Raw genomic sequence first — 14099 nt, 5'->3', positions numbered from 1 at the left:
ATGTTAAAAAAAATGTCGACCTTCGTGCAAAATTTCAAGCAACATCGTGTCAGAAGAAAACGCATCAAGACCCCCATTTAAGAGACCATTTAGACATTTTACAGCTCCTGTAACAGACAATAAAGAGTTTGTGTTTGGGGTGCAATCTGTTTTAGAAACCCTTCGTTCTGGGAAAGAAATTGATCGTTTATTAGTCCAAAGAGAGCTTGGAAACACCGAAATCCTTGATTTAGCTAAAGAAAAAGGCATTCAAGTACAAAAGGTACCTTTGGAAAAATTGAACCGCATTACGCGTAAAAATCACCAAGGAGCCATCGCTTTCGTCTCTGCCATTCACTATGCAAAACTAGAGAATGTTATTGCAGATACCTTTGAGAATGGCGAAATACCGTTTATTTTGATTTTGGACCGCGTTACAGATGTCAGAAACTTTGGTGCGATTGCACGTACAGCAGAATGTGCGGGTGTTCACGCGATTGTTTTACCTTCTCGTGGAGCCGCTCAAATCAACGCAGATGCGATGAAAACTTCGTCTGGCGCCTTGAACTTTATTCCCGTATGTAAGGAAGACAGCTTAATCCAAACGATTGACTTCTTACAAAACTCAGGATTGCGCGTGGTAGCTTGTACAGAAAAGGCGAAAAGCACGATCTACGAAATAGACTACAAAGATCCGATCGCCATCATCATGGGATCAGAGGAAGACGGAATCACAGACGAAATCATCCGCAAATCAGATGAGATCGCTAAAATCCCTCAAGCAGGTCAAGTAGGATCCTTAAACGTATCGGTTGCAGCGGGTGTCATCATTTTTGAGACCGTTCGCCAACGTTCTATTTAATTTTTTCGAAGAATCTGGAAAGCTGACGCTTGCGCTGTCGGCAAAATAGTCACGTCCGCAATGTTGACGTGCGCAGGAGCTAAGACGATATAGCGAATCAATTCCGCCACATCTTCTGCCACTAAAGGTTCGTATCCGGCGTAAACCGCTTCTGCTTTCGATTGATCTCCTTTGAAACGCACTTCAGAAAATTCGGTAGCCACCGCTCCCGGAGCTACATTGGAAACTTTAATGCCAAATGGATTTAAATCCTGGCGCATTCCCGCCGATAATGCTTCAACCGCCGCTTTAGACGCACAATACACATTGCCATTCGGATAAGTTTGCTTTCCTGCAATCGAAGATAGGTTAACGATATGACCTGATTTTCTATCGACCATTCCTTTTATTACTTCTTTCGAGACATATAATAGGCCAGTCACATTCGAGGCCATCATCGCGTCCCAATCTGCTACGTCGCCATCTTGAATAGCGGACATCCCGTGTGCATTACCCGCATTATTAATTAAGACATCGATATTTTTCCACTCTGCCGGAAGTGATTCAAACGCCTGGATAACAGAAGGTTGATTACTCACATCAAACGTTAAAAGGATGGAATTAACAGCCAAATTTGCCTGTAATTCTTCCAAACGTTCTTTTCTTCTACCACACAGGATTAATTGAAAACCTTCTTTAGCTAGGGATTGAGCAGTGGCGCGACCGATTCCGGAACTCGCACCTGTAATGCAGGCGATTTTTTTCATAGGAATAAATTTACACGAAGGTAAGCGCAAAGAGGTGTTCTAAAAAATTTGAGCGTAATTTGTATCTAAATTCAATACCCTATGAACTTTTTAATCGTTGGATTGGGCAACATAGGCCCGCAATATTTATTTACACGCCATAATATAGGATTTATGGCGGTGGATTTTTTGGCCAAACAAAAGGACCTCAACTTCAAAACCGATCGACTAGCCTCTATCGCTTCCTATAAATTAAAAGGACACACGATCTACCTGATCAAACCCACTACGTTCATGAACCTGAGTGGCAAGGCAGTGAATTACTGGCTATCCTACTATAAGATCGAAAAGGAGAACATGCTTGTTTTAGTGGATGACTTGGCTATTCCATTCGACACCTTGCGCCTAAAGCCCAAAGGATCATCCGGAGGACACAATGGACTTAAAAGTATCGAAGGCGTTTTAGGAGGTACAGAATACCCTCGTTTACGTATGGGAATCGGGAGTGATTTTGCCAAAGGAAGGCAGGCCGATTATGTCTTAAGTAACTTTTCTGAGGCCGAATTAGAGACAATCCCCTTTATTTTGGACAAAACCGCGGAGATAATAGAAACATTCTGCGTTGAAGGACTCACTAAAACAATGAACAAATACAACCAATGATTGTACTTTTTAAAGAATCTTTGAATTTTTCCGTAATTTTCAATTAAGAATTATTCAGATGATTTGAAATACTAAGCCAAATATTATTCTGAAATAATCAAATAATTATACATATAATTCTGATTTTAAATTAAAAATCAGAATTTACTGAAAAATTAAACCTAAAATAGACTAAAATAAAGTTTTGCCATATTGAAAAAATGCAATAATTTTGCATCGTTGATTTAGATAATAAATATAACAAAAATATGAAGAAGACATTATTATTAGCTAGCTGTTTAATTGGATTAAACCTAGTTGCGGTTGCCGGAGAAGAAGCACGTTCATTTAATCGTTCAAACGATTTATCAGTAAAAACAGAAACATTATCAGAAGTGATCACCTCGTTGATTCGCAAAGACGCTCAACTGAAGAGTGCAAGTACTGCGAGTTTGACTATATCGATTTTAGAAGATTTCCAAAATAACAAGACTGAGTTCTTAAAAGCTTCTGAGTCAGAAAAAGTGGTTTTCAATCAAACCATCAAAACTATTTCTGAACAAGGTCAAAATTTTTCAGACACCAAGACGTTAAACTGGATCAAAGAAATTAATCAAACAGCTAAAAAGATCAACCTAGTGTGGTCAATTGTAGGCACTGAACCCGTTATCGATACTAATTTTGATAACAGCTCAGAACAGCAAGAGCACTTGATTGTTATGTTATAAGTAGATTGTTAGTAGTTTTCATAGTTAAATAGGTTTAGAGGTAATCAAAAAAGGTGAAGTTTTTAACTTCACCTTTTTTTTATTTTTTTTGCACTAAACTTATAAAATATCCACTAAAGCATTATATTTGTATAAATTTTCATAGTTAAATAGGTTTAGAGGTTAAACAAATAAGGCCAGAAGTTTCTTCTGACCTTATTTTTATTTTATACCACCCTGAAAATGAGGACCTAATTAACAGTCCCTCCATTCCAAATTTGTTTGTTAGGTTGTACTAATGCCAGACTTCCGTCTGCATCTTCTGCCATCAAAATCATCCCCTCACTCTCAATTCCCATCATTTTACGCGGCGCTAGATTTGCTAAAAAAGTCACCTGCTTACCTATAAGATCTTCAGTCGCAAAATGTTCTGCAATACCAGATAGGATAGTTCTTGTCACAAAACCATCATTCACCTGAAGCTTTAACAGCTTCTTACTCTTCTCCATCTTCTCTGCCGCAACAATTTCACCGATGCGTATATCCATTTTGGCAAAATCATCAAAGGCCACCGTCTCTTTTAATGCTGGCACCGTTTTAGTGGCTAATTCCATCTGCGCTTTTGTTTGAACTAATTTATCTACCTGCTTTTGAACCGCTTCATCTTCTATTTTCTCGAATAACAAGCCCGGATTTTTTAAGGTTGTCCCTGCAGCAATCACCTCAAAATCACCAATACTTGACCACTCAAAGCTCTCCATACCTAGCGCAGTACGCAATTTCTGAGCACTAAAAGGTATAAATGGCTCTAATGCAATACTCGCCTGAGCGACTAATTGCACCGCATAATTCAAAACCGTTCCAGCCTTCGCCGGATCTTCTTTCATGATTTTCCAAGGCTCCGCTTCCGCTAAGTATTTATTACCTAATCGAGCAATCTCCATCGCTAACACAAGTGCATCGCGGAATTTATAATTTTCTAATGCTACCGCTAGTTTAGCTGGAATTTCAGCCACCGCCGCCATTAAATCGGCTTCTAATCCTGTTCCTTCACCTTTAGGAGGCACTACAGAACCGAAGTTTTTATCAATTAATACAAAAGCACGGTTCACGAAATTGCCTAAAATGGCGACTAATTCGGAATTATTTTTGGTCTGAAAATCAGCCCACGTAAAATCAGCATCCTTCGTTTCTGGACTAGAAGCCGTCAACGCATACCGCAACACATCCTGCTTGCCCGGGAAATCCACTAAATATTCATGTAACCAAACCGCCCAATTACGCGAAGTAGAAATCTTATCCCCTTCTAGGTTCATAAATTCATTCGCCGGTACCTGATCGGCTAATTGGTAGCCTCCGTGCGCCATACACATCGCCGGGAAGATCAAACAATGGAACACAATATTGTCTTTCCCAATAAAATGCACGATGCGGCTATCCTTCGCCTTCCAATACGTCTCCCATTCTGGCGTTAATTGCTTTGTCATCGATATATATCCGATGGGAGCATCAAACCACACATAAAGCACTTTGCCTTCCGTATCTGGCAAAGGAATAGGCACACCCCAGTTTAAATCACGCGTCATCGCACGTGGCTTCAAGCCTTCTTGCAACCAGGATTTAACCTGACCCGTCACATTCGACTTCCATTCTGGGTGTGAGTTAATGTATTTTTCTAATTCTGGCTGCCATTGATCCAAGGGCAAGAACCAGTTTTTAGTCGGCTTCAATACTGGCTTAGAACCACTTAAAGCCGATTTAGGATTTAATAATTCCGTAGGAGAAAGCGTCGTCCCACACTTTTCACATTGATCGCCATAGGCGCCAGGCTGCTTACAGGAAGGACAATCGCCCGTGATGTAGCGATCCGCTAAGAATTGTTTCGCTTCTTCATCGTAGAATTGCTCCGTCACTTCCTCGATAAATTTCCCTTCGTTGTATAATTTCAAAAAGAACTCTTGGGAAACCTCGTGGTGAACTGGATCCGAAGTACGGCCATAGATATCAAAGGAAATGCCAAATTGCTCGAACGAATCCTTGATTTCATTGTAATAATAATCAACTACTTGTTGGGGTGTTTTTCCTTCCTTCGCAGCCTTAATCGTAATAGGCACACCGTGTTCGTCGGTTCCAGACACGAAAATCACATCCTTTTTCTGCAAGCGTAAATAGCGCACATAGATATCTGCAGGCAAATAACATCCAGCCAAGTGACCGATGTGAATAGGTCCATTCGCATAAATTAACGCTGCAGTAACGGTTGTCCGGGAAAAGTCTGACATAAAAATCTTTAAGATGAAAGCACAAAAATAGGCAAAAACATTCATTGAAATAATCGATTCACCTATTGCGCATCAAAAAAATATGATTATCTTTGCACACAATTTAAAAAAACAGACAAAAGAAAATGTTAATTATTTCGATAAAAGAGAACGAATCAATTGATAAGGCTTTAAAGCGCTTCAAGAAGAAATTTGAAAAAACAGGTGTAGTGAAAGAACTACGTAGAAGATCTGCTTTCGAAAAACCTTCTGTAGGTCGTCGTAAAGAAATGATTCGTGCTGCTTACAAGCAAATCACTTACGGAAATATTAATAACTAATTTCCTATACAATCTTTAAAGGAATTGACTAATTTCGATGATGAATCGTGAATTAGTCAATTTTTTTTTGGACCACCTGTCCATCGAAAGGCGCCTCAGTTCGCACACAATTACCTCCTACTCCACTGACTTAGAACAGTTTACCGCTTTCATCGCTCCTACGGAGCTATCTCATGTTCAAGCGTTAACCATTAGAAAATGGCTCATCAGCTTATCCGATGATTCCATCCAAAACCGCAGCATTAACCGCAAATTGGCCACACTTCGTACCTTTTATAAGTACCTTTTGCGTTCGGGAAAAATAGCAGAAAACCCGATGACCTCTATTCGGATGGTCAAAACCACGAAGAAAATACCTCAATTCGTACGTGAATCGGAGATGGAAAACCTGGTGAATAATCAAAAAATCGCCACTAATTTCAGCGAAGCCAGAGACGAACTCATTCTTTTTCTGCTCTATGGTACAGGAATACGATTGGCAGAATTGATTTCCTTGCAAAACAACCAAGTCAATCTAGCGGCTAAAACGATCAGAGTAATCGGAAAACGAAATAAGGAACGGGTGATTCCTATACCAGGACTACTCATCGACTTAATTGCAACGTATCGCAGCTTCTGCACGGTAGAACACACCCATTTATTACTCACAGATAAAGGAGAACCCTTATATCCGATGTTTGTACAACGCTTGGTGAAGAAAAATTTAGGGGAATATAGTCAGCTAGAGAAACTTTCACCACACGTATTGCGCCATACCTATGCGACACATCTTTTGAACAAAGGGGCTGACTTGAATGCTATTAAGGAATTGCTTGGGCACGCTAATTTAGCTGCTACGCAGGTATATACCCATAATTCGATGGAGAAAATGAAGGCCATCTATTTACAAGCGCATCCGAAGGCCTAATCGGCTAAAACAACTGGTCCTTTTTGGTTGATTTGAGAAACATATTGCTCTGATCCAATACCCAAGGCGGCAAATTCTGCGGCCATCGCTTTCGCTACTTTTTGGGCGGTTTCTTCTCCTTTAGATAAGGCAAATAACGAAGGTCCAGAACCTGAAATGGAACAACCTAGCGCACCGCTAGCAATCGCAGCAGCTTTTACTTCCGCAAAACCAGGGATCAAGATTGCACGAGAGGGCTCGATGATCACATCGACTAAGGAACGACCAATGAGCTCATAATCGGGCAATAGTAACCCTGCTACTAGTCCGGCAACATTCCCCATTTGGGTGATGGTAGTGGCCAAAGAGATTTCTTTATCTAAAATTCCGCGCGCATCTTTTGTATTCACCTCGATTTGCGGGTGGACAATACTTGCGTAAAGGTCTGCAGGCACGGGCACTTGAATGATATCTAAGGGATCGTATGAACGAATGACGACAAAGCCTCCTAAGAGCGAAGGACCTACGTTGTCTGCGTGCGCGGAGCCGCAGGCGACGCGCTCACCTTCCATTGCGAAGGGCAAGAGGTCTTTTTGGGATAAAGGGCGGCCCATTAATTCATTTGCTGCAAAAACGCCCGCAACTGCTGAAGCTGCTGAAGACCCTAAACCGGAGCCTAAAGGCATATCTTTATGCAGCGACAATTCAAAGCCTTGGTCTTCACGACCGATGTGTGCTAAGTATTTTTGGATGGCAATACCGGCGGTATTTTTTTCAACTGCTTTAGGTAAACGGCCATCGTCGCCTGTAATTTCTTTAATGAGAATACCCGGAGTTGATTTCTTTTCTAAAACAACCTCATCCCCCGGGTGATTCACGGCAAAGCCGAAGATATCAAATCCACAAGCCACATTAGCTACCGTCGCTGGAGCATATACACGTATCTTTTCCATATTAAGCGAGATGACTACCGATGGATACAATATCTGCAAAAACACCTGATGCAGTCACTTCAGCACCCGCTCCAGGCCCTTTGATGACCAAAGGACGATCATGGTAACGTTTGGTTGTGAAGGCGATTACGTTATCTGCTCCATCCATTTGGTAGAATGGATGTGCGGGTCCAACTGAACGCAAACCAATAGTGATTTTTTGATCTTCTAAACAAGCGATATAGCGTAGGACTTCGCCTTTTTCTGCAGCCTCGTTGACTAATTTCTCAAAGAAATCGTTTGCCTTATCGATCTCCTCAAAGAAAGCATCTACCGTAGGAGCTGCCTCACAAGCTGGTGGAATGATCTTTTCAATCGTTATATCCGAGAATTCTAATTTCAATCCAATCTCGCGGCTCAAAATTAAAATTTTACGTGCCACATCCATCCCACTCAAATCTTCTCGTGGATCCGGTTCGGTATATCCTTTTTGCTTCGCGGCTCTTAATACCTCTCCAAATGACTTGCCGGGCTTAAATTGATTAAATAAGAACGATAAAGTTCCCGAAAGTATCCCTTCAATTTTCTCAAAACGATCTCCAGAAGCGATCAACCCTTGCAAGGTATTAATCACCGGCAAACCTGCCCCTACATTGGTCTCATACAAGAACTTAACTCCTTTAGCCAGAGCAGTTTGATGCAATTGCGCATACAAATCATAAGGCCCTGAATTCGCGACCTTATTCGGTGTTACCACTGAAATATTGGATTGAAACAAACCTAAGTAATTCGTATAAATCTCTTTATTCGCTGTACAATCTGCAAATATGGAATTAGGTAAGTTTAAAGCCTTAATTTGAGCAATAAATCCAGCTAAATCGGTCGGTTCTCCTACGCTATCTAATAAACTCAAGGCTTGACCTAACTCGATTCCCTCCTCTTTAATTAGTTGCTTGCGGCTGTTCGCGATTCCGGTTAAACGAATCTTAATGCCTTTGTATTTGGCCAAATAATGTTCCTGACCAATAATTTGCTCGACTAAGGTCTTCCCAATTAAACCTGCCCCTACGAGATAGAGGTGTAATGTTTTAATCTGAGAAAAGAAGAACGTCTCGTGAATGACATTCAAGGCCTTAGATAGGTCTTTGTTTTCAATCACCACCGAGATATTTAACTCAGAGGAACCCTGCGCCGTAGCGACAATATTGATCCCATTTTTTCCCAAAGATGAGAACAACTTTCCACTCACACCGGTATGCTTGCGCATTCCCTCACCCACTACAGCTATAACTGATAAGTCTTTTTGGATATCAATTCCCTCAATGTCACCCGCCGTCATTTCAGTCGCGAATTCTTTTTCTAGTATTTTTCTCACTTTATCTGCCACAGAAGGATCGATGGCAAAACAGATGCTGTGCTCAGAAGAGGCTTGAGAAATCAAGACAACTGAAATTTTTTCGCGCGCTAAAACCGTAAATAATTTGGCAGAAACCCCAGCTACTCCGATCATCCCTGAACCTTGTAAATTAACTAACGCAAGCTGGTCAATCGACGAAATTCCTGTGATAATGTAAGGACTTCCTGTAGGCTCTTTACTAACCACTGTTCCTTCAAAAGAGGGGTTAAAGGTATTTAGTACCCGAATCGGGATATTCTTTGCGAAAGCAGGCTGTAAAGAAGGAGGATAAATTACTTTAGCGCCAAAATGTGTCAACTCCATCGCTTCCGCATAAGAAATCGAAGGAATGGTAAAGGCTGATTTCACTTTACGGGGATCGGCCGTCATCATTCCATCCACATCCGTCCAAATCTCGATCTCTTTTACTCCTAAAGCTGCTCCAATCACCGAAGCAGTATAATCAGATCCACCGCGACCTAAGGTAGTAGTCTCGCCCTTAGCATTAGAGGCAATAAAACCAGTTACTAAACCAATTTTACCCTTATTCGCTTCGAAATAACTAGAAATCAACGGATTAGTCAGGCCAAAATCTACTTCGGAATGACTAAAAATACTATTTGTTTTGATAATCTCCCGTGCATCTACATAGAAAACCGGTAGACCTTTTTGTTGTAAAATCGCAAAGATTAAGTACGTCGATAAACGCTCACCAAAACTAACCAACGCATCAGACGTCTTGGGCGAAATCTCCTTAACCAAGTTAATCCCTTTCAACACATCGCGCAATTCATTCACTAAAGTACGCACATGAGCAATCACTTGACTTTGTCCAGTTACCGGAATAAAGTGCTTAATTACCTCAAAATGACGTGTTTCAATCGTCTCAATCAGTGTATTTACCGTGCTTTTCGGCTGAGCCGCTAGGGTGCCCGCTTCCAACAAATGATTGGTCACACCGCTCATCGCAGAAAAGACAACAGCAAAATCAGAGGAGGATTTTCCGTTTGACTCGATAATCGCCAAAACGGATTGAATGCTTTCGATGCTTCCACAACTGGTCCCACCGAATTTTAGGATTTTTTCCATTAATTAAGAAAACAAAATGATTCTCAACTCTACAAACAGCTGAGATATAGGACAAATATACGATTTTAGGCCGTATTTTGCCCAAGAATTCGGTGTCCTTTTCGTTTTCTTTTGGTCAAATTCCGATAATTGTCACTTAAAACCGAAATATTTCCATCTACCTCGAAGATAGCTAAGTTCACTTCGGCAATTTCTTCCACGCCATGCTCCCGAACTACCGCCTTTAATTGTTCAATCGTAATGGAAGCATCTTTTAAGCCATTTTCCTTTACGACGCCATCGTAAATTAACAAAATGGGTTCTCCATCAATCGCCTTACTGATTTTAGTACTATTATTCGTCACCCATTTGAAGGCATAATTCATGATGAATAATGCCAAAGCAGCCACTAAGCCACCCTCTAAACTCGTATCATTCCCTACCATCGCCGTCTGCACGGAATTCGAGATTAATAAGATAAAAACCACATCCACCACCGATAATTGCGCAAATTCTTTCTTCCCAAAAACACGAATAGCCGTTACGATGAACACGTAAACGGCTATTGATTTGAGGGCAATGATTACATAGCCTTCCATCATTCTATTTTTTCTTTTCCGCAGCCATCACCATCGACAACTTTAATTTAGCTGCCAGGTCATAGATATTGGTTAATTCTTGTACTGTTTGATTACGATCCATTCGTACGACTAAAGTCACCGCTTTTTTTGTGGTTACTTCATTCGTTAGCTCTGTTTCTAAATTCGCAACATCTACTAAACGATCATCGATGTAATAGTTCAATTTTTCGTCCACTGTTAATCGAATCACTTCATTTGCAGGCGTTGGCATTGGTTTTGCTGTTTCTGGCAAAAGCAATTTGATCGCATCCGGAGAAGCGAGTGTCGATATCATTAAAAAGAACATCAATAAAAAGAAAAGGATATCTGCTAAGGCTCCTGTTTCTACTTCCGATGCTTCTCTGGCTCTTTTTCTGAAGTTCATCGAATTAGGCTTTAGTCGCTGGTTTGTGAAGAATATCTAAAAAATCGATCGCCGTAATTTCCATTTTATTAATCGTACGATCAATCATCGTCGTTAATAACGTATACAATACATAGGCAATAATACCTACAATTAAACCAGAAGCTGATGTCACCATTTTCTCATAAATACCACCTGCAATCGTTGAAATATCGATTTTATTAGAGATCGAGATATTGTGGAACGTACGAATCATACCTGTTACCGTTCCTAAGAATCCAAACATCGGAGCAATACGTGCAATCGCACTTAGAATCCCTAAATTCTTCTCCATATTGTAGATTTCTACTTTGGCCTTATTCTCAATCGCCGCTTCTATATCACGGATTGGAGAACCTAAACGAGATAAACCTTTTTCCAAAAGCTTCGCAATCGGATAAGAAGTCGCTTTGCAAAAATTAATCGCCCCCTGTACATTCCCTGCCTGCAACATATCGTTGATTGTGTGCAAGAAGTTCTCATCTAATTTTGCCGTCTTACGGATATATAAATAGCGCTCTATGAACAAGAAAACGGCCGCAGCAAACAAGAAACCGATCGGATACATCACATATCCCCCTTTTCCTAATAAGTCTAACACCGAAAATTCTTCTACGACTACTTTAGTAACCTCTTGAACCGGACCAGAAGCATTAACAATAGAATCTGCCACAGCAGAAGATAGGGAATCGACGGTAACACCCGCCTGGAGTAAAATAGTTGCTAGCGATAAAGCCATAGGATGAATTGATTAATCTTATTTACTACAAGTTTACACTTTTTTTTTGAAATTCTAAGGCTGACTTACGGAAGATTGGAGTTCGGTAAACCAAAATCCTTCCTTCAAACTATAGGACGAAAACCAAAGCTCCTTTATCTCCAATTCCCGAAGCACTTTCTCCACTAAAAAAGTCGCATAGGGAAATATACTCGCCCTAAATGCCTTCATTCCTGGATAGCCCACCCGATCTTCATAGGGCAAAGCATCTAAATTAGTTTTGTGCTGCAAAAATGTGTGAACATCTAATTTACAAGAAGCAGGGGCTGCTCCTACTCTATTTTCTATATCTAATATTGTTTCAAAAGCCCCAGCCGCTCCAATTAAAACCGTCGGTTTAGCCTCACGACAAGCCTCCAAAAGCGGGATCATTTCCTTAGATACATATGCATCTAATTCAGTTACAACCGAAAGATTAAACTCATTGTCCACTGAAAATAGCGATTTCAAACGCAATCCTCCTATTTCCAAACTCACCCGATACAACACCTGATGTCCTCTGAATAGTATAAACTCCACACTTCCTCCGCCTATGTCCATCACCAAGCTCGTTTTCTCCCAACGTTCAGGCAAAGAATTTCGTATGCCGGCATAAATATATTCTGCTTCTTGAATGCCATCAATGATGCGAATGTGGATCCCTAATTCGTTAAAGACTCGGTCCAGAAAAGCACTTGCATTAGAGGCTCGGCGCAGAATGCTCGTCCCGATGGCATAAAAATGGGTTAAATCACCTCCTTTGGCCTGAAAAACCTCCTTAAATTCTGTCAAACAAACCAATGCACGATCCATTGCATCTACCTGCAATGTTACCTCTTCCATCGCCCCCATACCTAAACCGACGGGGCGCTGCAAGTGCTCCTCTACATGAAAGGCAGCTAAGGGAGAAATCAATAATTGAAAGGTGTTCGTACCGAGGTCCGCAATGGCGCAGATTTTTGACATTATCAGATGTTTGGAACAAAATTAAGCCGAAAAGGCGTTCAAGAATAAATAATATTCATTATTTTAGTAGAAATGTATCCTAATAAATGCTAGATCCCGAATTCGACGAGAATAAAGAAGACATCCAATCTTCCGTTCAACGGTACGAGAACATGTTGAATCAGCAAGAAAACGCGTTTTTCGATGCAGAAACCTTGGAGCAAATCGCAGAACACTATTTTGTGCAATCGCGTTTTGACCAAGCATTAGAGGCCGTGGATTTGGGCCTAAGTCATTACAGCTACTCGCTGGAATTAATTACCCTGAAAGCACAAATATTAGGCGAAATGCAAAAGCCGGAAGAGGCAATGGAGTTAATTGAAAATGCCATTTTGCTCTTCCCGAATGATATCGAATTAACGCTCGTTAAAGGTTATTTATTAAGCCAATTAGGCCAACACGAAGAATCGATCCAACTTTTTTTAGCCTCCCTTGACCGCACGGAAGAAAAAGACGAAGTCTATTTCCGTATCGGATTAAGCTACCAAGCCTGGGGGAAACCTCGCGAGGCGGTAGATATGTTGAAGAAGTGTTTGGAGATGAATTCTGAAAATGAAAATGCGCTAGTGGAACTCGCAAATTGCTTAGATGAAATAGGCAAAATCGAGGAAAGCATCCCCTATTACAAACAATTCATCGACGCCGATCCCTTTTCTTTTACAGCATGGTACAATTTAGGTATAGCCTATTCGAAGCTAAAGCAATTTGAAAAGGCCATCGATGCCTATGAATATTCTTTGGCGATTGAACCTACGTTTGGCTCCTCTTTATTCAATTTAGGGAATACCTACATGAATATTCAGGAGTATGCGAAGGCGGAAGAATCTTATCAGCTTTGTTTAAAATACGATGATCCGAATCCGGAACTTTATTGTTGTTTAGGCGCTAGTATTGAGCGTCAACGTCGTTTTGACGAGGCTTTAACTCACTACAAAGAGGCGATTAAGGTCGACCCTCTTTGGGATGAAGGCTATTATGGTCTAGCCGTTTGCTTGACTGAACTGGACAAATGGTTTGAGGCCTTGCATTTTCTGAAGAAAGCACTGAAATTAAATGATACGAATCCTCTGTATTGGACAGGTTTAGCGGACGTAGAGGCCTACCTAGGCAATCCTGTGTCTTCTGATGAGGCTTATGCCAAATCCGTAGATCTAGACTCCTTCTTCGCTCCCACTTGGGTGAAATGGGCGCAATTGCACTATGATTTGAATGACTTCGAGAAGTGTGCCGAAATAATGCTTTCTGCCATCGATGAACTTCCGGAAGAAGCGGACCTCTATTACCGCGCGGCCATCTTTTTAATTAAAGAGGGGCAATTCAAGGAGGCCTTTCATTTCTTAGAATCTGGACTTCTTTTAGATTATGATAAGCACGAAATTATTTTCGAATATTTCCCTAATATGGAAACACAAAAGGCTATTTACAAGTTAATTCAGCAATACAAGAAATAATTTTTGCCGTTCATCATTTTATCAATACCTCTGATTTAATTAATTTTTAATTTTCGATTCTCAA

The 14099-nt window shown here is 40.8% G+C and carries 14 protein-coding genes; 6 read left to right on the top strand and 8 right to left on the bottom strand.

What is annotated here, in order from left to right:
- The first annotated feature begins 46 nt into the window (after positions 1-46).
- Positions 47-841, top strand: a complete 795-nt coding sequence (gene rlmB, locus SKC35_RS02540) for a 23S rRNA (guanosine(2251)-2'-O)-methyltransferase RlmB (protein ID WP_377977916.1) — start codon at positions 47-49, stop codon at positions 839-841.
- Here the strand turns inward: rlmB and SKC35_RS02535 are convergent.
- Positions 838-1587, bottom strand: a complete 750-nt coding sequence (locus SKC35_RS02535; protein WP_377977915.1) for an SDR family NAD(P)-dependent oxidoreductase — start codon at positions 1585-1587, stop codon at positions 838-840. The genes rlmB and SKC35_RS02535 overlap by 4 nt on opposite strands.
- A gap of 81 nt (positions 1588-1668) precedes the next feature.
- Here SKC35_RS02535 and pth point away from each other — a divergent pair, with 81 nt between their 5' ends.
- A complete protein-coding gene (pth, locus tag SKC35_RS02530) occupies positions 1669-2229 on the top strand; it encodes an aminoacyl-tRNA hydrolase (protein ID WP_377977914.1) in 561 nt (186 codons plus the stop codon).
- Positions 2230-2477: 248 nt separating this feature from the next.
- Entirely contained in the window at positions 2478-2936 is a 459-nt protein-coding gene (locus SKC35_RS02525; protein ID WP_377977913.1) for a hypothetical protein, read from the top strand.
- A gap of 230 nt (positions 2937-3166) precedes the next feature.
- On the opposite strand, the gene metG is transcribed toward SKC35_RS02525, so the two are convergent.
- Positions 3167-5197: a methionine--tRNA ligase gene (gene metG, locus SKC35_RS02520; RefSeq protein ID WP_377977912.1), complete on the bottom strand. Its 2031-nt coding sequence runs from the start codon at positions 5195-5197 to the stop codon at positions 3167-3169.
- Between the two features lie 125 nt (positions 5198-5322).
- Here metG and rpsU point away from each other — a divergent pair, with 125 nt between their 5' ends.
- A complete protein-coding gene (rpsU, locus tag SKC35_RS02515; protein WP_130896373.1) occupies positions 5323-5517 on the top strand; it encodes a 30S ribosomal protein S21 in 195 nt (64 codons plus the stop codon).
- A 37-nt stretch (positions 5518-5554) separates the two neighbouring features.
- On the top strand, positions 5555-6424 hold the full coding sequence (locus SKC35_RS02510; RefSeq protein ID WP_377977911.1) for a tyrosine-type recombinase/integrase: 870 nt from the start codon (positions 5555-5557) through the stop codon (positions 6422-6424).
- On the opposite strand, the gene SKC35_RS02505 is transcribed toward SKC35_RS02510, so the two are convergent.
- From SKC35_RS02505 to SKC35_RS02480, 6 genes are all read right to left on the bottom strand, one after another.
- Positions 6421-7356 (bottom strand): homoserine kinase, encoded by a 936-nt coding sequence (locus tag SKC35_RS02505; protein WP_377977910.1) that lies wholly within the window; start codon positions 7354-7356, stop codon positions 6421-6423. The two genes, SKC35_RS02510 and SKC35_RS02505, sit on opposite strands and share 4 nt — an antisense overlap.
- Before the next feature lies 1 nt (position 7357).
- On the bottom strand, positions 7358-9820 hold the full coding sequence (thrA, locus tag SKC35_RS02500; protein WP_377977909.1) for a bifunctional aspartate kinase/homoserine dehydrogenase I: 2463 nt from the start codon (positions 9818-9820) through the stop codon (positions 7358-7360).
- A 65-nt stretch (positions 9821-9885) separates the two neighbouring features.
- A complete protein-coding gene (locus SKC35_RS02495; RefSeq protein ID WP_377977908.1) occupies positions 9886-10401 on the bottom strand; it encodes a DUF421 domain-containing protein in 516 nt (171 codons plus the stop codon).
- 1 nt (position 10402) lies between these two features.
- Complete coding sequence (locus tag SKC35_RS02490; RefSeq protein WP_223130447.1) at positions 10403-10804, bottom strand: ExbD/TolR family protein; 402 nt, start codon at positions 10802-10804, stop codon at positions 10403-10405.
- A gap of 4 nt (positions 10805-10808) precedes the next feature.
- Positions 10809-11561, bottom strand: a complete 753-nt coding sequence (locus SKC35_RS02485) for a MotA/TolQ/ExbB proton channel family protein (RefSeq protein WP_377977907.1) — start codon at positions 11559-11561, stop codon at positions 10809-10811.
- Positions 11562-11615: 54 nt separating this feature from the next.
- Entirely contained in the window at positions 11616-12545 is a 930-nt protein-coding gene (locus SKC35_RS02480) for a Ppx/GppA phosphatase family protein (RefSeq protein WP_377977906.1), read from the bottom strand.
- Between the two features lie 86 nt (positions 12546-12631).
- On the opposite strand from SKC35_RS02480, the gene SKC35_RS02475 reads away from it, so the two are divergent.
- Positions 12632-14035 carry a tetratricopeptide repeat protein gene (locus tag SKC35_RS02475; protein WP_377977905.1) on the top strand — a complete coding sequence of 468 codons (1404 nt, stop codon included), beginning with the start codon at positions 12632-12634 and terminating at the stop codon, positions 14033-14035.
- Positions 14036-14099 lie beyond the last annotated feature (64 nt).

This window comes from Aquirufa originis (genome assembly GCF_042714495.1).
Classification (GTDB): Bacteria; Bacteroidota; Bacteroidia; order Cytophagales; family Spirosomataceae; genus Aquirufa; species Aquirufa originis.
Note: the sequence above shows the minus strand (reverse complement) of the source record. Positions and strands in the feature narration are given on the sequence as shown.

Excerpts from the sequence above, each read along its gene's own strand:
- metG (WP_377977912.1), bottom strand. The coding sequence starts at position 5,197 with ATGTCAGACTTTTCCCGGACAACCGTTACTGCAGCGTTAATTTATGCG.
- SKC35_RS02495 (WP_377977908.1), bottom strand. The coding sequence starts at position 10,401 with ATGATGGAAGGCTATGTAATCATTGCCCTCAAATCAATAGCCGTTTAC.
- SKC35_RS02490 (WP_223130447.1), bottom strand. The coding sequence starts at position 10,804 with ATGAACTTCAGAAAAAGAGCCAGAGAAGCATCGGAAGTAGAAACAGGA.
- SKC35_RS02475 (WP_377977905.1), top strand. The coding sequence starts at position 12,632 with ATGCTAGATCCCGAATTCGACGAGAATAAAGAAGACATCCAATCTTCC.
- thrA (WP_377977909.1), bottom strand. The coding sequence starts at position 9,820 with ATGGAAAAAATCCTAAAATTCGGTGGGACCAGTTGTGGAAGCATCGAA.
- SKC35_RS02535 (WP_377977915.1), bottom strand. The coding sequence starts at position 1,587 with ATGAAAAAAATCGCCTGCATTACAGGTGCGAGTTCCGGAATCGGTCGC.
- SKC35_RS02505 (WP_377977910.1), bottom strand. The coding sequence starts at position 7,356 with ATGGAAAAGATACGTGTATATGCTCCAGCGACGGTAGCTAATGTGGCT.
- SKC35_RS02525 (WP_377977913.1), top strand. The coding sequence starts at position 2,478 with ATGAAGAAGACATTATTATTAGCTAGCTGTTTAATTGGATTAAACCTA.
- SKC35_RS02485 (WP_377977907.1), bottom strand. The coding sequence starts at position 11,561 with ATGGCTTTATCGCTAGCAACTATTTTACTCCAGGCGGGTGTTACCGTC.
- SKC35_RS02510 (WP_377977911.1), top strand. The coding sequence starts at position 5,555 with ATGATGAATCGTGAATTAGTCAATTTTTTTTTGGACCACCTGTCCATC.
- SKC35_RS02480 (WP_377977906.1), bottom strand. The coding sequence starts at position 12,545 with ATGTCAAAAATCTGCGCCATTGCGGACCTCGGTACGAACACCTTTCAA.
- rpsU (WP_130896373.1), top strand. The coding sequence starts at position 5,323 with ATGTTAATTATTTCGATAAAAGAGAACGAATCAATTGATAAGGCTTTA.
- pth (WP_377977914.1), top strand. The coding sequence starts at position 1,669 with ATGAACTTTTTAATCGTTGGATTGGGCAACATAGGCCCGCAATATTTA.